The organism is Fodinibius sediminis (assembly GCF_900182555.1).
Taxonomy (GTDB): Bacteria; Bacteroidota; Rhodothermia; order Balneolales; family Balneolaceae; genus Fodinibius; species Fodinibius sediminis.
In genome coordinates this window covers 215356-242244 of record NZ_FXTH01000006.1, presented here as the reverse complement: position 1 = coordinate 242244, position 26889 = coordinate 215356, and the positions used below count along the sequence as shown (strand labels likewise).

Sequence of the window (26889 nt, the reverse complement as noted above, 5' to 3'; positions counted from 1 at the left end):
AAGGCGTACAAGGTGCAGACTCAGCATACCGGCTGCCACAGAAGGTATTACCGCCTCCAGGCATGCTGCCCGCTACCACATACCTCCGAAGGTGAATTTGATCTGCGGGGTACCAAAATATTTCTGCGCATCAAAATGCGGTCGCTGTTCCCCCTGGTCATTGAATATAACCGGATTGCCGTTCTCATTATAGCCATATGGACGATAAGGCTCCATTATTTGCAGTCCCTGGCTGAAATAATAGAAGAAGTAACCAAATTCAACCGTGGTACGTGTACCAAATGAACGGCCCAGATCGGCCCCTATTTTCAGCTCACCGCTGTACCCCCACTCGGTTTCCCCGTCACTCCATCCGGTAAAGAAATCGTTTATGCGCTCTGCTCCCCTGATGAAGCCAGTATTGGGATCTACATAAATGCTGCGAAATCCGCTGCCGTCAGAATCATTGACATAGGGATAGACAAAAGCCATGGCGGGACCGGCTGCAGCCCCCACAAACAACCGGAAGTTATCTTCAATCTGCCGGGCGAAGATACGTTGCTCCACCCCAAACAGGAAGGGAAAAGCAAAACCTCGCTTGTATTTATTGGGAATGATGCGGTCGCCGGTAAAAAAACTCTGGAACGTCTGCTCGCTCACATCCCGCAGGCCCGTAATACCCGTCTGGAAACTGACCTCCGTATAATCGCTCACTACCTTCTTGAAGTAGCCGCCCACTCCAAAGCCGAAGTTATTGAGCATAATATCAAAACCAATGCCCGTATGATAGCCCTCGCTCAGCGGCGTTCGGGGATTGGGAGCAGTAACCACATCCGGCTCTTCCAGCTGAGCATAGGCGGCATTGGAAACAGCTGCCAGGCTCACCATCATTACAAATGCAGCCAATACCTGTTTAGTCCTGATTTTTTTCATGGGTGAATCTTCCTTGATCTTTCTGCAACGAATAACCACATATTAATTTAACCAATAGTATCCCAAAAAATTATGAATTATTTAAATTTTACTTGAATAAATTTGTATTTATATACAAGTAAATTTGACTCTGGGTCAATAAAGGCGTTTATTCAGGCTGTTTACAACCGATGTAACTCACCAACCGAAGTAAATATATTATGAGTTCTGTAAGCAAGTATGTTGTTTTCGGACCTGCCGACACGCTGCGACGCATGCCGGCGCAGCTGTTCAGCAGCATCGAGCCCAAATATACCTACAGCTATGAATCATCTAATCATAAAGATGAAGTTCATGTTGCTGTATTTGAAGAATATGAAAAACAGATTAATGCCAGTGTCACCCTTACGTGCATTATTGAATTTACCGGCAAGCAAAATCGGTTTATCCTGAAAAAAACAGGGGGACGTATGGGCTTCAGGGGCAGTTCGCTTGACGAAGAGAAACGCACCATTGACGACGAAGTCACTGATTTTATTCTTGATTTTGCCAAACGATTTGGTCTTACGGTCCAGCAGGAACAGGATCAGGAAACCGAAGAGGACGACTCTTAACAACCCTTACCGCTGCACATGAGCAACAAGGTGAAGGAATGGACGGTCCTTTCCATGTTGGAATGGGCTACAGATTATTTTAAGTCAAAAGATATTCCCGATCCACGGCACAGTATCGAATGGCTGCTTGCCGAAACGCTCAATATCAAGCGGCTGGATCTCTATCTTAAATACGACCGACCGCTATCCCCGGACGAACTGGAGGAGTTGCGCCCCATGGTCAAGCGGCGTGCCAAGCACGAGCCCCTGCAGTATATTATCGGGTTTACGGACTTTGTAAATGCTCGTATCACTGTCTCCCCGGATGTCCTCATCCCCCGCCTCGAAACCGAACAGCTGGTTGAGATCATCCTTGATCGCCATTCCGATGCAGATAGTCAGCCCCTTGCTATACTGGATATTGGAACAGGGTCCGGATGCATCCCCATTGCTCTCAAAATGGAAAGACCTCAGTGGCAGCTCTACGGAATGGACATCTCTGCCGGGGCCCTGGAGGTGGCCCGGCGCAATGCGCGGGAGAACGAGGTGGAAGTCACCTTTTATGAGGAAGATATTCTGAGTGACGAACACCACTCCCTGGATCCCCCCCTGGATCTTGTCGTTTCAAACCCTCCCTACATTACCGAAGGCGAAGCTGAAGAGCTGGAACCCCAGGTCCGGTCCTACGAGCCCCACCAGGCCCTGTTTACCAGTGACATGGACCGAATGTATGACCATATCATTCATTACGCCGAAACAAATCTCGCACCCGGGGGATGCCTCTATCTCGAGCTTCATGAAAAATTCGGCGGACAGGTACAGCAACTATTTGATCCCTCATCGTGGACGACCTCTGTGCTGAAAGATTATGACAAAAAGGAACGGTTTTTAATCGCCCACCTGCAGTAGGAGAGTACTCATCCCCACCACCTGACTCTGCCATATTGACCTGTTCCAAAGCGGCAATACTCATCCACAATTTAATGTGGATAACTTGTTGAAAACTTTTTTCTGCTCCATTATCTCCCATTACAAAAAGGTGAAATCAATGTTAGCGGTGCATTAAGCACTGTCAAGTCATTTTTGATAGAAAAGCTATAAAATATTTAACTTACTGCGTGGCAAAAAGTTACAATGTTTAGAGTAATGTGGATAACTTTTGGATAACGGGGAGATATTTTTTTGACATCTGCCGATGAAATTGCCATCTTCATTTCACCCTAAATAGTGACAGCATTCAAGACGTGTGGATAACTACAGGGCTTATTTGCACAATAACACATTAATTTTACAGGAGGTCTTGGGACGTTGAGTACTCTTTCTGCCGAAGCTGCTTGGGAGCAGTGTCTGGAAATTATTCAGGATAATATTAGCTATCAGAAGTATAAGTCATGGTTTGAACCGATAGATCCCGTCAAGCTCGAAAACAACACACTGACCATTCAGGTTCCCAGTCAATTTTGGTATGAATGGCTGGAAGAACATTATTATGGCATGCTGCGGTCGACGCTGGCCAAGGTTCTGGGTGAAGATGGAAAACTTGAATATTCGGTCGTACTTGAAAAATCTGAAAATGAGTCCGATAACCGGTCGGTACGCCTGCCCCAGCGACCAATGCCCCCCGACACCAATCAAAGTCAGGAAATGCGTGGCTATTCCGAGCACAGCCCGGGGAAAATTGAAAATCCCTTTGTCATTCCCGGTATCCAAAAAGCAAAGATAGATTCCAACCTCAACAACAATTATGTTTTCGACCGGTATATTGAAGGCGACTGTAACCGCCTTGCCCGGTCCGCGGCCATGGCTATCGCTGAGAATCCTGGCAGCAACTCCTTCAATCCCTTTTTTATTTATGGGGGCACCGGGCTGGGCAAAACCCACCTTATCCAAAGCATCGGAAACAAGGTCAAACAGGAGTACGGCAACGACCTTGCTGTGCTCTACATCTCCTCGGAGAGCTTTACCAACGAATTTGTGCAGGCCATCCGGAATAACCGCGCCAGCGAATTCACCATGTTCTACCGGCAGATCGATGTGCTGATCGTCGATGACATTCAGTTTTTCAGCGGCAAAGAGAAGACGCAGGAAGAATTTTTCCATATTTTTAATGCGCTGCACCAGGACGGAAAGCAGATTATCCTGAGCAGCGACCGTGCCCCCCGCGAAATTCCTGACATTGAAGAGCGACTTATATCCCGTTTCAGCTGGGGACTCAGCGCCGACCTTCAGATCCCGGAGTATGAAACCAGATATGCCATTCTTGAACGGAAAGCAAACGACAACGGCATTGAACTCTCGCACGACGTACTCGAATTCATCGCACATAATTTTAAATCGAACGTGCGCGACCTGGAGGGAGCGATCATAAAACTTCTGGCCTTTGCCTCCCTGCAGCATGTAGATGAGATTGAGCCCCAGATGGCCAAGCAGGTGCTGAAAGACATGATCAAGGAATCGCACACTTCCATCTCCATTGAACAAATTCAAAACTACGTGTGCGACTACTTCGGAATCGATACCAACAAGGTGCGCGAGAAAACCCGCAAGCAGGAAATTGTTGAGGCGCGGCAGATTGCCATGTATCTCTCCAAGCAGTTTACGGATTCAAGCCTCAAGACGATCGGCCTTCATTTCGGCGGACGGGATCACTCGACGGTCATTCATGCCATCTCCACTGTGGAAGAACGCATGCAAACCACGGCCAAGCACAAGCGAATGGTCGACGAACTCCATCAAAAAATTGAAATGGCCACCATCTGATATCCCATGGATATGGATACCCTGACGCTTAAAAGTCTCAGTTTCAAGGCCTTTCACGGGTATTACGAGGAAGAACGTCAACAGGGAAACCACTTTGAGATCGACCTGGTGTTCCGGACAAACCTCCGGCCGGCCGGCAAAAGCGATCGCCTGGAAGATACCATCGACTACCAGAAGGCAACCGACATTGTCCGGGAGGTAATGGAAGGTCCCTCGCAGAAACTAATTGAAACCCTGACCAAACACATCGGTGACCGCCTGTTTGCCGCCTTCCCGCGGGCGGAACAGCTTGAGGTTGCCGTTCGCAAACTCGCTCCACCGCTCGACATAGAAACCACTTATTCCGAAACACGCATGTCATGGCAACGGTCGTCGTAGCAGTCGGTTCCAATATTGGAGATCGCCGCCAGCATCTCGCCGATGCCAAGCGCTATCTCAGCGCATTGTCGGATGCTCCGCTCCGGGCCTCTTCAATCTATATCACCGAGCCAATAGGCCCTTCTTCGCGGGATTTCTTCAACGCCGTAGTAGCCCTGTCCACCGCAGAAAAACCGGAACCGCTCATCAAGAAGTTTAAATCGTTTGAAGCCGAACATGGCCGCTCACCCGATCATACGCGCTGGAGCCCACGCACCATCGACCTCGATATTATTTCCTATGATGACTTGGTGATCCAAACGGATACTCTTATCATTCCGCATCCTGAATATCACAGGCGTTTGTTTGTGCTGGAGCCCCTGCAGGAGCTGTTTCCGGAATGGCAAGACCCACGGACGGGTCAGCCCGTGGAACGGCTTCTCATGCAGGCCTCCCCCATGCGCATAAAAAAAACGGATTTACGTTGGTAATACTATGGAGAACCAATTTGAATTTATTGCCATTGAAGGCGTTATAGGAGCGGGCAAAACCTCGCTGGCCAAACTGCTTACCGAGCGGCATAACGCGCGGCTGGTCCTCGAGCAGTTCAAGGACAACCCTTTTCTGCCCAAATTCTACGAAGACCGCGAGCGATATGCCTTTCCCACCCAGATGTCCTTTCTGGCCAGCCGGTTCAAGCAGCAGCAGGACATGCTGAGCAAAGATCTGTTTCGTCAACTGACGATTTCCGACTACATTTTTGAAAAGGATCGTATTTTTGCCCGCCTGAATCTCGAGGATGATGAACTGGCCCTCTACGATTCCATCTTTGAAATTATGACGGGCATCTCAGCCAAACCCGACCTGGTTATCTATCTGCAATCGTCGGTCGACCGTCTTATGGAAAACATACGGCAGCGCGACCGCAATTATGAGCGCAACATCTCCCCCTCCTACCTCCGCGAACTCAGCGAAGCCTATAATCATTTCTTTTATCACTACAATAAATCCCCCCTGATGATCATTAACACATCAGAGATCGATTTTATTAGTAATGAAAAACACTTAGATTATATAGAAGAGCAAATTTTTGAGCAGCCTATACGCAATAATACACATATTCATATTATCCCTGATCAACTGTAATGATACGCACACTCCTATTTTTAGTACTGATGTACCTGTTAATCAAGTTCATCAGTCGTCTTTTTTTACCATCCGGATCCAGTAAAGATCGCAGGCGAGGTTCCAGTTTTATCCACCAGACCTTCAGCCAGTTCCAACAAAATCAAAAGCAGCAAAACGGAAGCAGCAGGCAGCAAGGCAAAAACCACTTTGAAGAAATAGAGGAAGCCGAATACGAGGATATTACCGAGGAGGAAAATTCAGCCTCCAAATCGTCTGATTAACGCCTGAACTTTGCTTATCTTTGGAGCGAACACTGACTACTACTGACGCAGATCACATAACAGTACATTTAATTTGAAAGCAGTTATTTCGCATGAACTTTGAAGAACAATTAGAAGAGGGACTTTCCCTGCTCCATGAAGGTGATTATGACCATGCACTGGATATCTCCTACCAGCTTCAGAAAATGGAACCCCAGTCGGCTGATGGGTTCCACCTGGAAGGCATGGTATTCCAGAAGCTCAACCAGTGGGAAAAAAGTATAGAAGCGCTCGACAAGGCCATTAAACGCGAACAGGAAAAAAGTGGCTTTTACAATCTACGCGGCTTTGCCAACCTTCAGCTGGAGAACCTGGAGAAGGCCAAGGAAGATTTTAACCAGGCCATAAACCTGGATGATTCGCCGGCGGCCCATCGCAACCTGGTGCTCTACATGATTATGAGTGACGATGGAAATGAAGCCATCAGCTACCTTCTGGATCGTATCCGGAATAACCCGAAAGATGTAGAGAACTGGATCCTCATGGGCGACTTGATGCAGCGCGCCGGACAGGGAGCCAAGGCCCGCACCTACTACGAGCAGGCACAAAAGATGGATCCCGACAACGAATACGTCAAAGAACAGCTGGCCGAAATCTAATCATATACCATTCACTATACGCTCTCGGAGGCAATTCGAATCAATCAAAAAAGCCCGGCCTCAAATCTTCTTTTTTCAGTTTTACATATTGGGATTTAAAGGCTAAACATTTATATTGGGGCTCTTGATTTCAGATCCCTTCAGATGCCCTGGTGGCGGAATTGGTAGACGCGCTGGCTTGAGGGGTCAGTTCCCATTTCGGGAGTGCTGGTTCGACTCCAGTCCAGGGCACTTAAACCCTTGCAAGCCTTTGGCTTGCAAGGGTTTTTTATATTATCCATCCAAACTTGTGCCTGCGGTCATCAACATTACTCCTCCGGTACCCACTTTATAATAAGTCCGCATTCCAAACAGAAAGATACAGGGTAGCCCCACCCCGAACTACCGGCCACCGCTTATCCCATATACCCGTCCTCCATCTCCGAATGCTCGCGAAAGGCCGTGGGCTTATCCTCCACCTCGGTCATGGTTGCTTCGGTCAGAAGCAGTGTCCCCGCCACCGATACCGCATTTTCAAGGGCAATACGCACCACTTTGGTAGGATCCACGATGCCGGCCTGATAGAGATCCACAAACTGGTTGACAGAGGCATCGAATCCTGTTTTGCCATCCCCTGCAATCATCTTTTCAACAACCACTCCGTCATCGGCACCGGAATTTTCAGCAATCTGCCGGGCGGGGGCCTCGAGCCCGTGGCGCAGGATCATCACGCCCGTCCTCTCATCTCCATCCGCCTTCCGTGCCTCCTCTTCCAGCGCCGGGATGGCCTGCAGCAGAGCCAGTCCCGCCCCCGGCACAATACCCTCTTCTATCGCTGCCTTGGTGGCACTGATAGCATCTTCATACGCTTCCTTCCGGCTTTTGAGCTCAGTCTCGGAAAGGGCTCCCACCCGGATCACCGCCACCCCGCCCGAAAGCTTGGCCAGGCGTTCCTGCAGCTTTTCCCTGTCGTAATCCGAGTCCGTTATCTCAATCTGCCTGCGCAGTTCGGCGCAACGCCCCTCGATGGCCGGCTTCTCGCCCGCTCCTCCAATGATGGTAGTTGTATCTTTGTCGACAACCACCCGCTGTGCCTTGCCAAGGATCTCCGGGGTGACATTCTCCAGTTTCATCCCCAGCGACTCAGAGATCAGCTCTCCCCCGCTAAGCAGGGCAATATCCTGCAGCATGGCCGTTCGGCGGTCACCAAATCCCGGGGCCTTGATGGCGACACAGGACAGCACGCCCCGGATGCGGTTGACTACGAGGCTTGCCAGGGCTTCACCGTCCACATCTTCGGCTATCACCACCAGCCCCGACTGTCGCTTGGCAATCTCCTCCAGCAGGGGAAGAAGATCTTTCAAACTGCTTATTTTCTTGTCGTACAGAAGGATGAGCGGATTCTCAATCTCTACTTCCATCTTCTGCGGATCCGTGACAAAATAAGGGGACAGGTAACCGCGGTCGAACTGCATTCCCTCCACTACTTCCACCAGGGTCTCCGTTCCCTTCGCCTCTTCCACGGTAATGACACCCTCGGGACCAATCTTATCGATGGCTTCCGCCACCAGGGCGCCGATGGCCGTGTCATTATGAGCTGAAATGGTGGCCACCTGCTCTTTCTCCTTGTGGCTTTTTACAGGCCGCGATATCCCCCTGAGTACCTCTACAACCACCTTCAAGCCGCGATCCAGCCCCCCGTTTCAGCTCAATGGCACTGGCCCGCGCCGCTACATTCTTTAGTCCCTCGGCAAAGATAGTGTAGGCGATGATAGTGGAAGATGAGGTCCCATCCCCAACCAGGTCGCCCGTTCGTTCGGCGGCTTCCTTCAGGACCTGGGCCCCCAGGTTTTCTTCCGGATCTTTCAGGACCACCTCCTTGGCAATCGTGACCCCGTCGTTGCAGACAAGCGGTTTGCCCCATTTTTTTTCAATCAGTACAGATTTTGATTTTGGGCCCAGGGTTACACGCACTGCATCATAAAGCGTGGTCGCCCCTTTCAGTATTTTTTCACGTGCATCGGTTTGAAACAATAATTTCTTGTGCGCCATATTTCCCCTGAAGGTCGTTGATCTGTTTTGCTATTTTAGCTACAAAATACAGGCTGTGCCAAGAACAGGATGTAAGTATCCATTGCACTTCTCGGTAGGGGCAGAGCTTACAGCTCCGTCTCATGCTGTCTACATGTGGTTCAGCATCCGGTCGATCAGTTCGGTCTGCTTTCGTGCTATCTCCCTCACATTTGTGGGATCTCCGTCCACCAGCATAAGCACCCGGGCCAGCGGGGAGAGCTTCCAGTCTTTGTATACGTAATCGGGACCGCCCCGGTATACCGGGAAGAAATGTTCTTCGGTGGAGAGATCAAGCGTTTTAAATATTTGCAGACTGTGCTGTACGGAATCATCAACTTGTGCGAGCTCCCCTTCCTCTACAGCCAGAAAATGGCTGGCATAATAACTGCACTTCTGATGGGTTACCGCATCGAGGAACTCTTCAATTGATTTAAAATTGTATTCATGTAAAACTGAAGGCATGCTTTTCGTTTCCATCGGCAAGTAGATCCTGTAACAATAAGAGTTAGTACAATCAAACTTATGGTTAAGGCTAAATATTTTATCCCAGGATTCAAGTAGGTGGATTACCCCGGCACGACGTAGGGAATACTTGATCCTGCCGGGGATGGACGCTCCTTGCTCTTGCTTTTATCCCTCCCCGTCCTCTTGTAAATAAGGTAACGCCCTACATAAATGTTCGGAAATCCCCATGGAAGACATCCGGCCGATAATAGTTAAAATCTACCATTAGGTGTGAAGTAACCTCCATTTAGCCAACTATTATGATTGAAGAAAAGCCAGAACCCGCGACCCGTATCAGCAGCCTTCCCGCAGACCAGTTATACCGCACATGCACCTTCGACGGATTCTCCTTCGAAACCACCGACGATCTTGAAACGCTTGACCATCTCCTGGTCGGCCAGGACCGGGCCCTCACCTCGGCCGAGTTTGGCATCAAAATGCAAAAAGACGGTTACAACATGTATGCCCTTGGACCGGAAAATACCGACAAGCGGAACCTACTGGAGGAACTCATCAAGAAAGAGGCCGCAGAGAAACCCGTGCCCAGAGACTGGTGCTATGTCTGTAATTTTGACAATGAAAACAAACCTGTTGCCCTGGAGCTGCCGGCAGGCCGGGGCGTCAAGTTCCGGGACATGATGAACAGTTTCTGCGAAGATCTTCCAAATATTCTGACCTCGGCTCTTGAAAGTGAGGAATATCAGAACCGGCGACAGACCGTCGAAGAGGAATGGAAAGCCCAGGAGCAACAGACGTTTGCCGACCTGCAGGAACAGGCCCAGGAAAAGGGATTGACAATCCTAAGCACCCCGATCGGCTACTCCTTTGTTCCTATCAAGGAAGATCGCATCATGACCAATGAGGAAATAAAGGAGCTTTCGGATGAAGAAAAGCAGCGGCTGGAAAATGAAGCTCAAAAATTTCAGAAGGAGCTGCAAAAGATCCTACGCCAGGCACCCAAGCGGCAGCGTACATACCGCTCGATGCGGGAAGAGCTGAACAAGGAATTTGCCGAATTTTCGGTCCGGGGGCTGATCGAAGAGGTTGAAAATGAATTCAGCGACCTGCCCGAAATTCTGGAATACCTCAAGCAGGTCCAGCAGGATATCATCCTCCACGTAGAACAGATTGTCAATCCCGGAAGCGGAAACCCCTTCGTTCGCGGCAGCGACTTTGACAGCAGCAAATCTCCTGCCGAACACCCCGTACTGTGGCGTTATACCGTCAACGTGATGGTTGACAACACCGACACGGAAGGCGCCCCGGTGATTTATGAGGACAACCCTACTTTTATCAACCTTATTGGTCGGATCGAACATCTTTCCGAGATGGGCACGCTAACCACCGATTTCACCTACATCAGACCCGGAGCCCTGCTGCGGGCCAACGGCGGGTACCTGCTGCTGGATGTAAACCGCATACTCACGCATCCCTTCTCCTGGGAAGGGCTGAAGCGAGTGCTGCAGAGCAAGAAGCTGAAAATTGAATCACCGGGAGACATGTACGGGCTGTTCAGTACTGTTACGCTGGAACCCAAGCCCATCGACCTGGACATCAAAGTGGTCCTGATGGGAAGCCGGCTGCTGTATTACCTGCTCTGTGCCTACGATGCCGACTTCAAGACCCTGTTCAAAGTGGATGTAGACTTTGCAGATGAAATTGACTGGACCCCCGACAATCAAAACCTCTTTGCCCGCATCATTGCAATGCTGGCTCAGAAGCATGAGCTCAAACCGCTCAACCGGTCGGGCGTGGCGCGCGTTGTCGAACATGCCTCTCGGCTGGTCAGCGACAATGAAAAAATGAGCACCCATTTTCGTGATGTCATCGACCTGCTCCGGGAAGCGGATTTCTGGGCGCAGCAGGAAGGTCGCCGGGTTATCAACAGGGAGGCGGTACAGAAAGCCATCGACCAACAGCTCTACCGGTCGGGACGATTGAGAGACCAGGTTCAGGAGTCCATCCTCAGGAAAACAATCTTTATTGACACCGACGGCGTCAAGACAGGGCAGGTTAATGGACTTTCGGTCATTATGCTGGGCAGCCTGGCCTTCGGCCACCCCACCCGCATTACAGCCCGTGTCAAGGTGGGACGGGGCGAAGTCATCAATATCGAACGGGAAGTTGAGATGAGCGGTCCCATTCATTCGAAGGGTGTGCTTATCCTTTCCTCCTTTCTGGGAGCCCGTTATGCCATTGAAAAGCCCCTTTCCCTTTCCGCCAGCCTGGTATTTGAACAATCCTATGGCGGTGTGGAGGGCGACAGTGCCTCCTCAACCGAACTGTATGCCTTGCTGTCAGCCATCGCAGAGGTTCCCCTGAAGCAATCCATCGCTGTTACTGGTTCCGTGAATCAGCATGGAGATATCCAGCCCATCGGGGGCGTAAATGAAAAAATCGAGGGTTTCTTTGATATCTGTAGCAAGCGGGGACTAACCGGCGACCAGGGCGTCCTGATACCCGACGCAAACATCAAAAACCTGGTGCTGAAGCAGGAAGTAGTAGGCGCCGTTGGAGAGGGGAAATTCCATATCTATGCCATCAAAACCATCAATGAAGGTATGGAAATCCTGACCGGCATCCAGATGGGAAGCCGGGACGACAGCGGGCGCTATCCCAAGGGGTCGATCAACTTCCTGGTGGAAAAAAAGCTCAACCGGTTCGCCTCCATACGCCGGGAGTTCGGCACCTCAATCAAAGAAAACGGCAAAGCTGAAAACACCTAGAAAATGAGACTATCCTCCATATTGGTTGCCCTGGATCCCTCCGGCTCCACTGCCGGATTTAAAGCTGCGGCTGAATTGGCCCGCCGGTCGTCTGCAAAGCTTCAGGCCCTGTATATTGAAGACCAGGAATGGTTCGAAGCCTGCCAGCTGAACTTCACTCAGCAGACGAGCAGTTACACAGGAGAACTTATCCCTCTTACCGAACAGCACATCCGGGAACAGTCGGAGGCCCTGAAAGCACGGCTGCAGCATGTATTTACCCAGTACAGCGAATCGCTGAAAATACACTATTCCTACCAGTCGGTGCGCGGGACTATCAACAATGAAATCATGAAGGCCGCAAGCCAGGTGGACCTGGTCGTTATCGGTCGCAATGCCCAGCCCTTCGGCCGTCGTGCTTCTGTCGGAAGTACGGCCCATTTCCTGGCCCGGAACAGCCCCGCACCGGTGCTGGTATGGAACAACGGAGCCTCATGGCCCCATAATGTCATTGGGATCTGTACCACTCCGGAGGAAAGTGCCGAAGTCATTCGCTGGACGTTCGGCCTGAGCCGGCTATTGCAAAGGGATATGCATCTTTTCTGGCCTTATCCTTTCCATATTCCTGAGGGCTGGCCCTTCCTGAAGACGGAGCCGGGAGCCCCAGAAGCCCCGGAACTTTCCGGCTCCAGTATCAGGGACAAAAGTGAAGTCCACCGCCATATGGACGTGGAATTCCTACGGTCTCACCGCAATGCCATATATCTCGTTCAGCGACAGGAGTCGCAGCCCAATATCTCCAGCCTTTTGGAAGAACTTCCCAATTCCATCCTCCTGCTGTAGCGGATGAATCCTCTTCAGATCAAGCCGATGACAAGATACAGGATAAATGTTATTCCACCCGTGACAAGAGCATAGGGCAGCTGTGTTTTAACATGGTCAAGATGATCGCAGCCGGCAGCCAATGAGGACATGAGCGTAGTATCGGAAATAGGAGAACAGTGATCGCCGAATACCCCGCCCCCGATGACGGCTGAGAGTAGAAGAGGGACCGCAAGCCCCAGATCCAGAGCGAGGGGAATACCAATGGGAATCATGAGGGCAAAAGTCCCCCATGAGGTGCCGGTGGTAAAGGCAATGGCCCCTGAAGCCAGAAAAATAAGGGGAATAATCAGATACCGTGGCAAAAAAACGCCGATGAGCGAAGAAATGTAGCTCCCGGTGCCCAGATCCTGTAAACTCATTCCCAGCGCAATGGAAAGAAGAACGATGGTAACCAGCGGCAGCAGGTTACTCATGCCTTCAAATGAAAGATCCACCAGCTCCCTGTGGGTGTACACCCCTTCAAAGCGAAGCAGCAGGTATCCCACAGCTATGGCCAGGGCCGTAGCCCAGAGCACCGAGGTAGCCCCCTCCCCTTCCATGATATTTCCATCCCCGGTCAGCCACAGGAAAAAGAGGATCCCCCCCGTCATTACAGCCAGCGGAACCAGCATATACCGAGCATTGGTCGGTGGTTCCGTGTCATCCATATCCGTTTCCCCATCATGGGTCTCCAGTTTTTTCATCGGCCCGTATACCCTGCCTGTCAATACCGTATAGAAGACAAGGCCGAGCGTGAGGAGAGCATAAAAATTCAGCGGGATCGTTGCAGCCAGAACGGAAACCGGGTTTTCAATCTCGTAATTGCCAATCAGCCCCAAGAGATAGGCTCCCCATCCGTTCAACAGAATAAGAACGGCCACAGGCGCACAGGTTGAATCAACAACATAAGCCAGCCGCTCACGGCTCATGTCAAACTTATCGAAAAGCCCGCGCGAAAGGATTCCCGCCGTAAGGATACTCAGATTGGTCTCAATAAAAATAAAAATGCCCGTGATGGTCGTCAGCATACCCACTTGGCGCGGCGTCTTGGTCAGCCCGATCGCCGAAAGCCGCTGTACCAGGGCGCTTACCCCGCCCGAAGTCTTGATAAACTCGATCAGTGCGCCCACCATAAGGCTGAAAAGCAGCACGCTGGTATTCGATGGATTTTCAAAAACGGTCACCAGTCGCTCCAGCAGCCCGGTAAAGGCGCTGCCGGGATGATAGGAGGCCACCATCCATTCCGACAGAAAGAGGGCAGCCAACAGCGATAAAATCACTTCCCGCCGCCACAGGGCTATTCCTATGGCAACTATCGGCGGTAAAATGACGATCCAGTCGTTCATGAATAGAACTCGAAGTTAATTAATCGATACGGATGATACTGAAATTTACAGGTGCTGCCAACCGCTATTTCACGCATGATGCACTCAAAACCATACCACTGAGCAATCGGGAAATTTAACATTATCATGCTATTGGCATGCCGCCGAATAGTTGATATTAATAAGCAGCATCATTAAATCAGACCCAAGCAGGAGGTTGTTATGATTAGAAAAGTATTTGTTACGACATTATTTATTGCATTTTTTAACGTGCCGCTGGCTGCGCAATCTACCTATATAGAATTAAGCTATCAATCGTTTAAACCCTTTGTTCACTTTCAGCTGAACCTCGGTCACTCCCACCGTTACTACCGGGATTCCTATCAGGCCGCCTACCTGAAAGGCTATATGGACGGGGTTAACGATGCCTATTACAACGATTACCGCTTCTACGACCTGGTCCGTGATATCGACATCTATGAGGCCGGGTATCGCGATGGCTTCAGAGACCGCGGACTGCTGATCCGGCTGCGGGGACGGGACTGGTATCATCGCCACCGTTTCACCTACAACGACTACCATTCGCCCTATTATTCCGTACAAATATGGCTGGATGGACTGACTTTTTCGTTCCTGCGCGCTCCAAGACACCGCCTGCCCGATCGATGGGCCTACCACATTCACCCCAAAGTGAGAAGATACCGGGCCCGCATGCAAAAAAGAAAGCATTATGCCCATATTGAAAAGCGGTATCGAAAACGCGTCAAGCGGTTAAGAAGAAATGCCCATAATGCACGCTCGCGATACCGCAGGCAGAAGGGACGAGATGCCTACCGGTCCGGAGCCGTAAAGCGCGCTTCGAAGGTGGACCGGAGCAAAGCCCGAAAAAAAATTCGCGGAAAACAGCACCGAAAAGGACGCGGAAACTCCGTATACCGCTCACCTAAAAAACGAAAAATTCAAAGCCGGTCCCCCCGGCAGTCCAAGCGTCGGATCCACAAGCGAAAAAAGGTGAGGTCCAACCGGACAAAAAGATCCAGCCGCAAGGCCCGCATCCAAAAGCGGCACAGCCGCAAGCAGCGAAAGGCGGTTCGCCCTGCCAAGCGAAAATCGGAAAATCGCCATCGCAAGGTCCGTCAATCAAACAGTAGCCGGAAAAGCCGGGGCACGGTCCGCAAAAAAGGAAACAGCAGGAAAAGCAAAAGCCGGCGCGGAGGACGCAGTCGCGGGCGCGGTAACTGACAACTTTCTTCGGAGGTACAAATAGCAGGGATTGTCTCGCAAGGGGCAATCCCTGTTGTCATTATATACCTCTCATCCTGATGACAACGGCCTCACGGCCATTGTTTCCACACAAAATGGTTGGTCCCGTAAAATCTTTTAACCGGCTGAACAGCGGACAAGGCGAGATCAAGAGGCAAGTCAGGATTTTGCCCGGTACAGAAACGAATTCATATAATATTCAATTAATTGTTTTATCATCCATAATTTAACACCAAAATTAAGATTAACGACTACTGCATCATGGTTATCATTGTAGGGGCTGGCCCCATCGGACTTGCTACGGCTATTGAGCTTCAGCGCAAAGGGATTTCTTCGAAGATCATCGAACGGGGCAGCCTGGTCAACAGTATTTTCCATTATCCCAAGGACATGACCTTCTTTTCAACCTCCGAGCGGCTGGAGATCGGAGAGGTCCCTTTCATCTCGCATAATCCAAAACCCACGCGCCGCGAAGCCCTCGAATACTACCGGCGGGCGGCGGAAAGCTACAACCTGGATGTGCACCTGTACGAAGAGGTCCAGGCCATAGACGGCGAGGATGAACAGTTCCTTGTCAAGACCGACCACGGGCAGTATGCAGCCTCCAAGGTAGTGGTGGCGACCGGATTTTATGACATTGCGCGGCTGATGAACATACCGGGTGAGGAGCTGGACAAGGTACGGCACTATTATGATGAGGCCCACGCCTATGCCTGGCAGGACGTACTGGTAATCGGCGGAGGGAACTCGGCCGTGGATGCAGCCCTGGAAACCTATAGGGCGCACGCCAATGTTACCCTTGCTGTTCGAGATGGCCACATTAAGGACACCGTAAAGTACTGGGTGAAACCGGATATTGAAAACCGTATCAAAAATAATGAAATCACCGGCTATTTTAACACAGAGGTACAAGAAATAAAGCCGGATGAAGTTGTGCTCAAAACGCCGGACGGCATCAAGACCATCCCCAATGATTTTGTGCTTGCAATGACCGGCTACCAGCCTAACTTTGAGCTGATGACCCGCTTTGGCATCGCACTGACCGATGACAGCAAACGTATGCCGGTGTACGATGATAAAACGCTCGAAACGAACCGCCAAGGCCTCTATGTTGCCGGTGTCGTGTGTGGAGGAATGGATACCAACAGCCTCTTTATTGAAAATACCCGCATTCATGCGGAACATATCTCCAATGATATCAGCCGCAAGCTGGCCACCGGTCAAAAGAAACCATCTCTCACCTGACCATCCATTATCGACTGCTTCCGCCGGGCCAATAGGTGGAAACCACAATCCCTGCCATGGTAGTCAATTACTGTTACGTGCTTGTGTTCGCCTGAGCACTGATAACAATGCGGTGGGAGCGGAATAATCTACTGAGGAGGGTAAAAAAAGAGAGGGTAAGCAACCTGCATCACGCCGCTACGACCTCCTACCGCTGCTACCTTCCGGTCCTGACGGAGTTGAGAGGGAGCTGGCTGCGCAGGGCCTACCCTCGAAGTCCTAAGATACGGGATCCAATGGGTGAATGGCAAACAAAAATCAGGACTAATTTCCCTTCCTGCCTCCTGTCTCCATAATTCGGAACATTTGCAGATCAAAAAAGTATCTCCTAACAGCATGCCGGGATGGGCCTGTACGCTGCTGTATTTGGAAAGGAAAAGAAAAGTGGAGCTACGGGGACTTGAACCCCGGACCTCTTGCATGCCATGCAAGCGCTCTAGCCAACTGAGCTATAGCCCCAATTCGAGTGTGCAAATATAAGTGGTTTATTGAACTAATGCTAACATTTTATGCATTCCTTTAATCAAGGGTCGCTGTTTGATATTTTTTTGAATCAAATATTTTTTGCCTTTGATTCTGTACAACCACATATTTAGTACCTTAAATTCTAAATTTTTTACAGGAGATTATCATTATGAAAAGAGCTCTCAATATTTTTTTAATATCGTTTATGTTAATAGGCGGTACACTCGTACAATATGGGTGTAGTTCGAGTGAAGAGGTGGTACAAAACGTTGATACTGATGGCGATGGGTTGACCGATGCACGGGAAAAAACCCTGGGCACGGATCCCAATAATGCTGATACCGACGGCGACGGATTAACGGACGGGGATGAAGTGAACGAATACGATACCGATCCCCTCGAAGCCGATTCTGACGGTGACGGACTCTCAGACGGAGAGGAAGTCAATTCCTACAACACCGATCCCAACGCAGAAGACAGTGACGGCGATGGGCTGACGGATGGACAGGAAGTAAATGAATATCGCACCGATCCCAATGCCGTCGACAGCGACGGCGACAGCATCAGCGACTATGATGAAGTGACGGAACACAATACGGATCCCAATAACGCAGACACTGACGGCGATGGATTTACCGACTCCCAGGAACTCGAACTGGGAACCGATCCCAACGATCCCAAGGATCCGCCCTACCTGCGACAGAGCGACCTGGATGTGGTTAACTTTGATTTTGACCGTTCCAATATCGACCAGGCAGCAGCCCGCATCCTCAGGGAAAACGCAAAAGCCATCATGGGCGCAGCGAAATTCCATGTACGCATTGAAGGCTATACCGATCACGTGGGCGGCGACCAGTACAACCTGCGCCTCAGCCAGCGTCGTGCCGAAGAGGTAGCCCGATTCTATATCAAGAACGGCGTAGCTGAAAGCCGACTTACGGTCCGCGGTTTAGGAAAAGCACCTGTTCCCTGCATGGATCAGGATCCGGGACAGGGATGCCGCAAGAACCGACGTGTGGAAACCATACCACTGAGTCCGTTCGACATGAAACCGGCAGCCAACTAACCCTCTGCGTATTTTCTCAGTAATTTTCCAAGGCGGCCCTGTCAGCAGGGCCGCCTTTTTTTATATGGCGTGCCCGCGAAGCTGAACCCATCGCCTTTCGCCCTTGATCTCACACATGAAAGCCTTTGCTCAACAGCAATAAAAATTTGGATATCCCGTTAAAAACTGGCTAACTTGCGTCACTTAAATTGTCATCTTCTCAAACAGCTTTGTTGACTGATTACATCCGACATACAGGTCTCCTATTACTTTTGGTCTTCACCGGATCAATCCTGTCCCGGACGGCCACTGCCGTATATCAGGTTCACCAGCTACCCGAGCTGACAACAAAGGCAGTGCAGTGGTCTCCCAACTGTCCAAAGAAAAACCTCTTTTCTTTCGGCAAGGTGCAAGAGTCCAAAACGGTTTTTGATCTCCCTACTTCCGATCCTGATACCGGGAAAAAGATCAGGATCAATAATTGCAATTCAAGTATTCACCTGATACCGGCGCATGCCATGCCATCGCCTGAGCTGCACAAAGAGTATTCGCTCATAAAGCATCTGACAACCCTGCACTCCCAGCTTTTTGTAATACGTATACCCGACCCCCCGCAATACGCTTAGCACACGGGCAAAGTATATCATATCCATCTGTCGAGGCGCCGATCTCCCTGGATACAGTATGATTCTTCCTTCTGCACACCTTTGCCAGTCCGCAGGGCATACCGGGCATTATAAACCGCAAACACTCTGAAACCCGATCGCCCATATATACACTAAGCGAATTAACGTATTTTCTCATACCATGAAATTCATCAGTACACACTTGATACCAGCAGTTATTCTTTTTTCACTTATGATCGCCTCCTGCGCGGCCGACCGTAAAAACAGCCAAGTCCAGTCACCGGCCGTCACGGCTTCCGCATCATATCCGGCTGAAGCTTCCCGGACCGATACGAGCCGCAAACTCAAAGACGCCCCGGACTTCACCCTCGAAAAAATGAATGGCGAGCGCTTTACACTTTCCGACCATGAAGGCAAGGTCGTCGTACTCAATATATGGGCTACCTGGTGCGGCCCTTGCCGAAAAGAGATCCCTGACTTCGTGGAAATACAGGAGGAAATGCGTGAGGATGGGGTTCTTTTTGTAGGAGTCTCTCTTGATGAAGAGGGCTGGGAAGTGGTTCGTCCCTTTGCCAAAAAATATAAGGTTAATTATCCCCTGGTAGTCGATGACGGCTCTGTCTTTGATGGCTATGGACCATTTCGGGGAATCCCAATGACTTTTATCATCAACAAAAAGGGCAAAGTGGAATATGTCGCTCCCGGTATGGTCAACAAAAACATGATCAAGCCGGCCCTGGAAAAACTGGCCAGCCGCTAGCGTATTTGAAATGAGCCGACCAGGGTCATTCCAAGAACAGAACAAAGAATTTAAATACACACCAAGATGAATACAGAAAACAAAAATAAGAAATCTTCAGGATTTAAGCGCAGCCTATTGGAATGGCTGGGCATAGCGGCCGTAGTGGCTATCCTCTACCTGACCGGTTTACATACCGAAGTTCTGGGTACGATGCAGCGCGCGCTGCTGTGGACCGGTCTTTTCGATGCCAATGCACACGAGGTTACCACCGTGGAAGGGCCTTTTCTCTCAGGGGATAGCCAACAGCTGTCCCTGGTTACGCCCAAAGGCGAACAGCGAACTCTCCGGGATTTCGAGGGCAAGGTGCTCTTCATCAATGTCTGGGCCTCCTGGTGCCCTCCCTGCGTGGCGGAAATGCCAACTATTGAAACCCTTTATGAAGAAGTGGGAGAAAATGACAATATAGAATTCCTATTGATCTCACTCGACGAAGAGCCCGAGAAAGCGGTGAATTTCATGAAAGGAAAAGAATTTTCCATGCCCTACTATTTTCCGACTTCAGGAATGCCGCAGGTGCTTCAAAGTCCCTATATCCCATCCACCTATGTGATTTCCAAAAAAGGGCAGGTCATCTACAAAAAAGAGGGCATCGCGGATTACAGCGCACCGGAATTCCGAAACTGGCTGGTCGGCATAAGCCAGTAAAAGCGTCCTATATCCAGCGGCGGACAGCCGACTGGTAACGGCGGTAGGCATCGCCGAATTTCTCAATCATGATTCGTTCTTCGGGAATAATCTGAAATCGGTTCATATACCAGACAAACAGCGGGATCAAAAGCAAGCTTGCAGCGCTTCCCAGGTAGAAGCCCCAGGAAAGCAGGACACAAGCCAGCGCCAGGTACATCGGGTTCCTGGACAGCCGGTAGACGCCGGAATCAACCAGCGAACTGGCCTTTGCAGGCTTATGCGGGTTTATGGTCGTGGCATGCCTGTAAAACTCCAAGAGCCCCAGAATACCCATCACCACCCCGGCCGACGCGGTGACGACAGCCGGCCAAAACCACAGCCCTCCACGCGGCCAGTACATGGGCAGCCACTGCTGCAGCGCCCACATTATGATACCGAAACCAATCGCAACTGCAGCGGGCGGTATTTTAAGTTCCAGATTCATCTGTTTTCACAAGAAATTCTGCCAGGCTGACCAGGTCCTGTTCAAAGATGGTGATATCAGTCGGCTGGATCCGGATTCCCGGCTCAGGCAACCTGCCGAAAACTTTTGCTTCTTTCCAGTCCTGTCTCAAAGTTCCCAGCTCAGCGTCCCCATGGCCCATCGCCCGGGCATGCGGGCGCCCAGTATATCCTGGTAGCGTTCATCAAATACATTATCAACCTCCAGGCCCAGAGTCACATTTTTATAGAAGGTATAGCCTATTTTTAAATTCCAAACGCTGTAGCTCGGCGATTTATACGCACTTATTGCTTCGGCACGGTCTGTTTCACGCTGTTTCCAGAGTCCATTAAGGGCGACCTCCAGGGCTCCCTGCTGCAAGGCCAGCATCCCGTTCACCAGGTGCCGGGCGTAATTGGAAATATATTTAGAAGCAATTTTTTCCTTGTTCAACGCATCGGCAAAGGTGTACCCAAGGCGGCTTTTCAAGATCCAGCCGCTCCCGACTTCCCTGTTTAATGAGAGTTCCGTTTCTATACCGGCTGTTCGTACGCTGCTCAGGTTATTGGCATAGAGGTACTCGGTATCATCAATCAGGTTCTCGTTATTGCGGATATTGCCCGAGTTCGTAAGCACGTAATCAATCAGGTTGGAGGAAGACCGGATAAATCCAGTAGCAGAAAACCGCAGATTCTGTACGGGAAACAGATCAAGCCCGGCTTCGCCTGACCACGACCGCTCCGCCTTCAGCCAGGGGTTCCCGATATTTCGCCCCCCCGCTAACGGTCCTTCAAGATTATTGGATATATACCGCTCCGTATAACTGGCAGAACGGATACTTCGCCCCCCGGAAGCCCGAAGGATCCATCGACTGCCTTCATACGATGCACTAAGCTGGGGCATCAATTCGGTCCCGTAATTCTCGTCATGATCGAGCCGCAGACTCCCCGTCAGCGTCAACGGATCGCGGGGCTTCCACTGAACCATTGAAAAGCCCGCATAATGCCAGTCGTTATGGCGTCCGCGATCGTTGCTGCGGATAAAACGATTGCTCATCTGGGCCCCATATGTCCATTCCCAACGGGAGGACAGTGATCGGTACTGATAGAGCTGAAGATTCAACAAATTCGTGGTATGATGATTGGCCGGGAACTCCGGGTTGAAAACAAAATCATCGGCATTGTGCTTGAACGATCCCTTCAGGGTTGTCACCTGCCGGTCGGACTTTTGGGTAAGCTGCAGCTGATTCCACCAGGCCGTAACCCGTTCGACAGCCTCATCATAGGGACTGACCGTATAAAAATACCGGGCATTGAAATCCCGGTCATCGTAGGCCGTACGGGCTGCAAGGTCCCAGCCGTGCCCGAGATGAAAGCCCGCGGACAAGGATGCATTGCCAATACTGAACCGATTCCTATACCCTTCACCCAGTGACTGTCCGGGCGTATGATACCACATGCCCCCGCCCCCTATGCGAAAGTTATCACCACGGTGAAAAAAACCGCCCTGGCCCATCTTAAGCTCATCCTGGCCATAGCCGATTCGGGCATCCGCACTGGTCACCTGCTCTCCTTCTGAGTGAGCAAAAGTGCGCGTAATAATGTTGATAACCCCTCCAACCGCATCGGCTCCATACTGCGCGGCTGCCGGCCCGTGCAACACCTCGATGCGCTCGATCTCGGAGGGAGCCACCGGGATGTTGGAATTGAAATGCGCCGTAAGTGGATCATTGATGCGTACGCCATCCACCATCACCAATACCTGTGAAAACGTGCTTCCCCTGATACTGAAGTCTGACTGGGTCCCGAAAGCGCCCCGGGACTGTACTTCAACACCCGATACATACCGAATCACCTCATCAACCGTATGTACCGGCATACTCTGAATGGTTTTGTATGGTATAATCGTCAAGTTGCGACCTGAAGCTGCCGCCGTCTGGGGGATCCGGCTTGAAGACACCACCAGCTCCCTGGAAACAACCATCGTGTCGAGGGTTTCGGCCTGCTGTGCCATTACGGGCAAGGCACAGAATACCAGCCAAAGGGCAAAGGCATGAATGATGATGCCCTGTTTTTGGAAGGGAAAAATGTTCGGGAAAGAAATCATAAATAAAAAGCTATCTTATTGATATGTTAACTGGGATACTACCATTAAATCCCGCCGAGAAGTTATCATGATTTTTTCCACAAAAAAAGGCTGTTTTCATAGATATTTCCTATGCCCCGGTAGTCTGAACAACAGCGAGGACCTTCCGGAAAGGTGTACACTGTTCTCCCAGCCCATCAGCCCATCCGTATTACAATAAGCCTCTTATCCCTGGAACTATAATCCCCTTACTCTTCCATGGCTGGATAAGAAACCCTGGAGGTGATATATAGATAATTCGCATTAAACTACTCTGCTCTCTTTTCGGACGGCTGCCCGTCGCGGTGCTCGGCATAGAGATCCACCTGGATCTGAAGGGGCGTTTCCTCCTTCCATGCACCCACATGGATATGCGGAGCTCTTGAATTGCCATTATTCCCCACCCGGCCGATAACCTCGCCGGCCTTGACCTGTTCTCCTTCTTCGACCTCAATCTCGCGCACATGGGCATAAATAACCACGGTGCTGTCCGCACGTTGAAAGAACACCAGTCCCGGCTGCGCCTCCCGGTTCATCACTCCCGGCCTGTTGGTCGTATCGGGATGGTTGACTCTCGTGATCCTCCCGCTGATAGGAGCCAACACCTTTTTGCGCCATCCGTACCAGTCTTCATTGGTAAGGCCCTGCCCTTTGAAACGACGCAGAATGCCGTGTTTATTTATTTTAGCTATGGAAAAGTCTCTTGCGATCTGGTCGCCGAGCCGCAGGTCTGAATTATAGGTGTGTTCCGAGCTCACAATATGATCATCGGCGATAACAGGATGAATGAGGACCGTCTGGGTCAGTGTATCAGGGGCCGTCTCTATTTCCGTCTGGGCCTTTGCCTGATTGGCCACTATCAGAGCGGTAACCATGACAATGCCTGTGAACCACCGGCTACAAAAGATGTTCAATGTGTGCATATGTTTCGTCTCCTTTTAAAAATTGAAACTGGTTTACCTAAGGCACACGAAAACAGCAGCTTATTGTTACACCGGGATCAGCCTCGGGCCCAACATTAAAAAGCTTCTCCGAATTGCAGATAAAATCCAATCGACTCTTTATTAAAGCCAACATCAATCCGAAGGTTTGTCGGGTCCTCCCTGTTCAGGTTCAAACGCAGGCCTGCACCCATCGTCCATTTGTACGTAGCAAAGCTGATATTTTCAAACCGCCTCCAGACTTCTCCTGTAGCAGCAAAAACGGCAATACCAAGTCTGCCCCTTAAATTTTGCCTTAACTCTGCCTGTGCCTGCGCTGCATTTTGGTCACGGTACCGGCCGCGGTAGTAGCCCCGGTTGATACGATCACCACCCAACAATGCCATATCACTGAATGGAGGGGAACCGGAATGAAGCTGAATTAAAGCCTGTAGCGCCAATACGGATCTGGCCTCCTTCTTCAGGGGCACGTATTTACGTGCATCCAACTCGTAGAGCATATAGTAATGAGAGTTCCCCGACCAGGCCGGCTGGCCCAGCAGCGTTATTTGCACAAAGTGATTTCTGGTAGGCGTCATATTGCTGTTGCGGCGGTCCCATCTCGCGATCCATCCGCCCCCCGCAGTCACCACTCCTTCTGCGCCCCGGACATCGGGAACAGCTATTCGATTTCCTTTCGTATCCTCAAATGTCAGATTATACAGTTTTGACCAGCGCAGATAAGGTCCCGTAAAGAATCCGGCTGCAACCTGCCTTAATAACTGCTGTTCCAGATTCACCTGGGTATACAGCACCGTGACCTCATCATCTTTATCGGTTGATGGTCCCACGCCCCAGTAACTCTCAGGGAAATAGTTGACAAAATAATTGCCGCTTGCTATCCACGTTTCACCCGTCCATACAATATCGGGAAGCATGCTCAACAGAATCTGTTTTTTGACTGTATAGATCGCCGAAACCAGGACACTTGACGATCGGGTTTCAAGTCCAGCCGAACCCATCTTAAACTGTGCGACCGCAACGGCCCCGAACATGAATCCAGTTTCCGGGCTCGATCCTATGGCCGGAAGAAGAAGAATCTTGTTTTTGTATTCAGATTCTGAGACAGCCGTACTATCCTGGGCGCTTCCAGGCTGCAACACTGCAAGCATCATTAACAAGGAAAAAAGGATTATCGCCCTGATTTTTCTCATGGCTGCTGCCGTTCTATTTGTTGCTTAACCCGTATTACCTCTCGGTTAAACCGTACTGTTTCAGCAATAAAGGGAGTATGAGCGGAATGCCTGAATGATATCAGGACCTTGCCCCGAGGGGCTTGAACAAACTGATAATATTCCTTGACCAGCACACAGGGCGTATTATAATCGTGCACGCCGGTGAAAAAGAATACCGGGATCTGAAGTGTATCAATTTCAGTAAACAGGTTCATCTCTCTGGTTTCGTTCCACATCGGACCGCTGCCTCGGCTGGCGCCTTTCAGCCATGCTATATAGTCTGAAAAACTGTATATGGCGGTTCCCAGCGATTTCCAGAGGAGCTTAAAAAATGGGGCATCCATCCCGCCGCCAAAGGCATCCTTCATTTTTGCAAATTTCACATAGCGATCGTGCTCCTCAAAAGGGGGAAGACCCAGTTCAGCAAGCTTTCGCCTGTCTTCTTTTGCTCCCTCTTTCTCTACCTGATTACGCAGCCACTGGTAGGATATTTTATCGGCTCTCTGCGGGTGCACCACTTGAGCTACAGAGATGAACGCCCTGTAATCCCCCGGATAGCGGTAGACGGCCTGGATTCCCAGCGTGGTACCCCAGGAATGACCCAGGAGGTAGATCTTTTCGCGGTCAAACCGTTTTTTCAGATACTGCGTCACTTCATGAACATCCAAAACAAATTGCGCCATCTCCATCGTTTCTTCCGCAAAACCACGATGATTGGATTTTCCTGCTCCCCGCTGATCCCAGTGAACAACAATATACTCTTCTTCCAGCTCACTGGTAAAAGCATCGTGTATGGGCATCTGGGCGGCTCCGGGTCCCCCATGAAGCCAAAGCAAAACTGGATTGTTCCTGTTTGCACCCCTGATTAAAACCCACTGTTGCATCCCTCCAATTTCGATGGCAAGCAGCTCTGCCACACCGTCTCCCGGAATGTTCTGCGTTGTACCCCTGCATGAAGATATAATCAGCAAAAGAACCAAAAAAGTCCCGGTAGGCATCGCCAATCCGACTATCTTTTTCCCCATAGCTTCCGATATTATTTCCATCCTCTACACCTGTTGCACATCCGTGATGTACCATCATTTACCGGGTATCAGCTCAATATCCCAGAAGCTGACATCACCTCCTCCTCTCATTCAGTAAGGATCCACATGTGATGTATGCATCGGCTTCCATTTCATCAAAAAAGCTTTGTCGTCCTTCCTCATAACCCGGTAGGCAGCAACAGAGACTGTAATTGAAAACGGAAATCCGGCACCGACGCCAAGCGGGGCGATACTTATCAAAAAGATGATGATTCCCAGGCAAGCCAGCCTGACCCACCAGCCCTGGAGCAGTATGCCAAGGGCAATAAGCCCCTGGCCGATGGCTATAGCACTTACCATAATCGTAATATGATCTTTGAACCAGCCCTCGATAAAGTCGCTGTACAAGGGAATGGACATAGTGGCATATTCCAGATACATTTGAGGAGATTCAAAGGCCGTAGTGAAATTATACCAACACGCCCAGCCAAACAGCAGGGAAAAGAGCCCCCTTGCAAGTTTTGGCTTTTTATAAGCAGCCCAAAGTATCAGCAGACCGATGACATTGGATACCGCGCACGGGATAAGATATATCTCCAGTCCTTTCATTGTATATTACTGATGACCGCTGGTTTTACGCCGGGCTATCTCAGCCTTGATTGTTTCCGGTATATCGCGGCATGTGCAGTTTTGCGCATGCTGAATATGCCATTCAATTCGCTGTTCCAGCGTTGGCTTCTCAGGCATTGGATGCTTTTTGTGCCATCCTTTATTTATAGTCATATCTCCCTGTTCTATGGATGTATCGGCTTTCAGGTTCAAAAATATCAGTTCCTGCTGCACCCCTCCAGGGTACAAACCCCAAGAGCGGTGTAAGGATTTAGCGCCTTCGTT

At 50.4% G+C, this 26889-nt stretch carries 26 protein-coding genes, 2 tRNA genes, 1 other RNA gene and 1 pseudogene; 17 read left to right on the top strand and 13 right to left on the bottom strand.

Annotated features, from left to right (window positions below):
* Positions 1 to 72: 72 nt before the first annotated feature.
* On the bottom strand, positions 73 to 912 hold the full coding sequence (locus FN808_RS08895; RefSeq protein WP_142714209.1) for a hypothetical protein: 840 nt from the start codon (positions 910 to 912) through the stop codon (positions 73 to 75).
* 200 nt (positions 913 to 1112) lie between these two features.
* Here FN808_RS08895 and FN808_RS08890 point away from each other — a divergent pair, with 200 nt between their 5' ends.
* The 9 genes from FN808_RS08890 (at position 1113) to FN808_RS08850 (ending at position 6879) form a co-directional block, all read left to right on the top strand.
* Positions 1113 to 1505 (top strand): hypothetical protein, encoded by a 393-nt coding sequence (locus FN808_RS08890; RefSeq protein WP_142714208.1) that lies wholly within the window; start codon positions 1113 to 1115, stop codon positions 1503 to 1505.
* Between the two features lie 18 nt (positions 1506 to 1523).
* On the top strand, positions 1524 to 2393 hold the full coding sequence (gene prmC / locus FN808_RS08885) for a peptide chain release factor N(5)-glutamine methyltransferase (protein ID WP_142714207.1): 870 nt from the start codon (positions 1524 to 1526) through the stop codon (positions 2391 to 2393).
* A gap of 399 nt (positions 2394 to 2792) precedes the next feature.
* Positions 2793 to 4244, top strand: coding sequence for a chromosomal replication initiator protein DnaA (dnaA, locus tag FN808_RS08880; RefSeq protein ID WP_142714206.1), 1452 nt, complete (start codon positions 2793 to 2795; stop codon positions 4242 to 4244).
* Positions 4245 to 4250: 6 nt separating this feature from the next.
* Positions 4251 to 4622: a dihydroneopterin aldolase gene (gene folB / locus FN808_RS08875; RefSeq protein ID WP_142714205.1), complete on the top strand. Its 372-nt coding sequence runs from the start codon at positions 4251 to 4253 to the stop codon at positions 4620 to 4622.
* Positions 4604 to 5092 carry a 2-amino-4-hydroxy-6-hydroxymethyldihydropteridine diphosphokinase gene (gene folK, locus FN808_RS08870; RefSeq protein WP_142714204.1) on the top strand — a complete coding sequence of 163 codons (489 nt, stop codon included), beginning with the start codon at positions 4604 to 4606 and terminating at the stop codon, positions 5090 to 5092. Before folB ends, folK begins: the two co-directional genes overlap by 19 nt.
* Positions 5093 to 5096: 4 nt before the next feature.
* Positions 5097 to 5747 (top strand): deoxynucleoside kinase, encoded by a 651-nt coding sequence (locus FN808_RS08865; protein WP_142714203.1) that lies wholly within the window; start codon positions 5097 to 5099, stop codon positions 5745 to 5747.
* Complete coding sequence (locus FN808_RS08860; RefSeq protein WP_185958321.1) at positions 5747 to 6010, top strand: hypothetical protein; 264 nt, start codon at positions 5747 to 5749, stop codon at positions 6008 to 6010. The genes FN808_RS08865 and FN808_RS08860 overlap by 1 nt, the downstream gene beginning before the upstream one ends.
* Positions 6011 to 6102: 92 nt before the next feature.
* Positions 6103 to 6648: a tetratricopeptide repeat protein gene (locus FN808_RS08855; protein WP_142714201.1), complete on the top strand. Its 546-nt coding sequence runs from the start codon at positions 6103 to 6105 to the stop codon at positions 6646 to 6648.
* 146 nt (positions 6649 to 6794) lie between these two features.
* Positions 6795 to 6879, top strand: a tRNA-Leu gene (locus FN808_RS08850).
* Positions 6880 to 7043: 164 nt separating this feature from the next.
* Here the strand turns inward: FN808_RS08850 and groL are convergent.
* Positions 7044 to 8679, bottom strand: a pseudogene (gene groL / locus FN808_RS08845) (chaperonin GroEL).
* A 129-nt stretch (positions 8680 to 8808) separates the two neighbouring features.
* Entirely contained in the window at positions 8809 to 9162 is a 354-nt protein-coding gene (locus FN808_RS08840; RefSeq protein WP_142714200.1) for a hypothetical protein, read from the bottom strand.
* A 302-nt stretch (positions 9163 to 9464) separates the two neighbouring features.
* Here FN808_RS08840 and FN808_RS08835 point away from each other — a divergent pair, with 302 nt between their 5' ends.
* Positions 9465 to 11930 (top strand): Lon protease family protein, encoded by a 2466-nt coding sequence (locus tag FN808_RS08835; protein ID WP_142714199.1) that lies wholly within the window; start codon positions 9465 to 9467, stop codon positions 11928 to 11930.
* Between the two features lie 3 nt (positions 11931 to 11933).
* Complete coding sequence (locus FN808_RS08830; RefSeq protein WP_142714198.1) at positions 11934 to 12752, top strand: universal stress protein; 819 nt, start codon at positions 11934 to 11936, stop codon at positions 12750 to 12752.
* A gap of 14 nt (positions 12753 to 12766) precedes the next feature.
* Here FN808_RS08830 and FN808_RS08825 read toward each other — a convergent pair whose 3' ends face one another.
* Entirely contained in the window at positions 12767 to 14119 is a 1353-nt protein-coding gene (locus FN808_RS08825; RefSeq protein WP_142714197.1) for a Na+/H+ antiporter NhaC family protein, read from the bottom strand.
* A 201-nt stretch (positions 14120 to 14320) separates the two neighbouring features.
* Here FN808_RS08825 and FN808_RS08820 point away from each other — a divergent pair, with 201 nt between their 5' ends.
* Entirely contained in the window at positions 14321 to 15340 is a 1020-nt protein-coding gene (locus FN808_RS08820) for a putative RNA-binding protein (protein WP_142714196.1), read from the top strand.
* A gap of 282 nt (positions 15341 to 15622) precedes the next feature.
* Positions 15623 to 16606 (top strand): YpdA family putative bacillithiol disulfide reductase, encoded by a 984-nt coding sequence (locus FN808_RS08815; RefSeq protein WP_142714195.1) that lies wholly within the window; start codon positions 15623 to 15625, stop codon positions 16604 to 16606.
* 150 nt (positions 16607 to 16756) lie between these two features.
* Here the strand turns inward: FN808_RS08815 and ffs are convergent.
* Positions 16757 to 16856: signal recognition particle sRNA small type (gene ffs / locus FN808_RS08810), an RNA gene on the bottom strand.
* Between the two features lie 174 nt (positions 16857 to 17030).
* Positions 17031 to 17104: transfer RNA gene (locus FN808_RS08805), tRNA-Ala, on the bottom strand.
* A gap of 175 nt (positions 17105 to 17279) precedes the next feature.
* Here FN808_RS08805 and FN808_RS08800 point away from each other — a divergent pair.
* The 4 genes from FN808_RS08800 (at position 17280) to FN808_RS08785 (ending at position 20228) form a co-directional block, all read left to right on the top strand.
* Positions 17280 to 18176, top strand: a complete 897-nt coding sequence (locus FN808_RS08800; RefSeq protein ID WP_142714194.1) for an OmpA family protein — start codon at positions 17280 to 17282, stop codon at positions 18174 to 18176.
* A 251-nt stretch (positions 18177 to 18427) separates the two neighbouring features.
* A complete protein-coding gene (locus tag FN808_RS08795) occupies positions 18428 to 18781 on the top strand; it encodes a hypothetical protein (RefSeq protein WP_142714193.1) in 354 nt (117 codons plus the stop codon).
* Between the two features lie 181 nt (positions 18782 to 18962).
* The gene (locus FN808_RS08790; RefSeq protein WP_142714192.1) at positions 18963 to 19541 is read left to right on the top strand and encodes a peroxiredoxin family protein; all 579 of its coding nucleotides are present in this window, start codon (positions 18963 to 18965) and stop codon (positions 19539 to 19541) included.
* A 66-nt stretch (positions 19542 to 19607) separates the two neighbouring features.
* Complete coding sequence (locus FN808_RS08785) at positions 19608 to 20228, top strand: TlpA family protein disulfide reductase (RefSeq protein ID WP_142714191.1); 621 nt, start codon at positions 19608 to 19610, stop codon at positions 20226 to 20228.
* 7 nt (positions 20229 to 20235) lie between these two features.
* Here FN808_RS08785 and FN808_RS08780 read toward each other — a convergent pair whose 3' ends face one another.
* The 7 genes from FN808_RS08780 to FN808_RS18890 form a co-directional block, all read right to left on the bottom strand.
* Positions 20236 to 20694 carry a methyltransferase family protein gene (locus FN808_RS08780; RefSeq protein ID WP_142714190.1) on the bottom strand — a complete coding sequence of 153 codons (459 nt, stop codon included), beginning with the start codon at positions 20692 to 20694 and terminating at the stop codon, positions 20236 to 20238.
* A 126-nt stretch (positions 20695 to 20820) separates the two neighbouring features.
* Entirely contained in the window at positions 20821 to 22797 is a 1977-nt protein-coding gene (locus tag FN808_RS08775; protein WP_142714189.1) for a TonB-dependent receptor plug domain-containing protein, read from the bottom strand.
* A gap of 287 nt (positions 22798 to 23084) precedes the next feature.
* Complete coding sequence (locus FN808_RS08770; protein ID WP_142714188.1) at positions 23085 to 23738, bottom strand: M23 family metallopeptidase; 654 nt, start codon at positions 23736 to 23738, stop codon at positions 23085 to 23087.
* Positions 23739 to 23833: 95 nt separating this feature from the next.
* The gene (locus FN808_RS08765; RefSeq protein ID WP_142714187.1) at positions 23834 to 24949 is read right to left on the bottom strand and encodes a BamA/TamA family outer membrane protein; all 1116 of its coding nucleotides are present in this window, start codon (positions 24947 to 24949) and stop codon (positions 23834 to 23836) included.
* Positions 24946 to 26016, bottom strand: a complete 1071-nt coding sequence (locus FN808_RS08760; RefSeq protein WP_142714186.1) for an alpha/beta fold hydrolase — start codon at positions 26014 to 26016, stop codon at positions 24946 to 24948. The genes FN808_RS08765 and FN808_RS08760 overlap by 4 nt, the downstream gene beginning before the upstream one ends.
* Before the next feature lie 90 nt (positions 26017 to 26106).
* Entirely contained in the window at positions 26107 to 26604 is a 498-nt protein-coding gene (locus FN808_RS08755) for a hypothetical protein (RefSeq protein WP_185958320.1), read from the bottom strand.
* Between the two features lie 6 nt (positions 26605 to 26610).
* Positions 26611 to 26778: a hypothetical protein gene (locus tag FN808_RS18890; protein ID WP_185958319.1), complete on the bottom strand. Its 168-nt coding sequence runs from the start codon at positions 26776 to 26778 to the stop codon at positions 26611 to 26613.
* Positions 26779 to 26889: the final 111 nt, after the last annotated feature.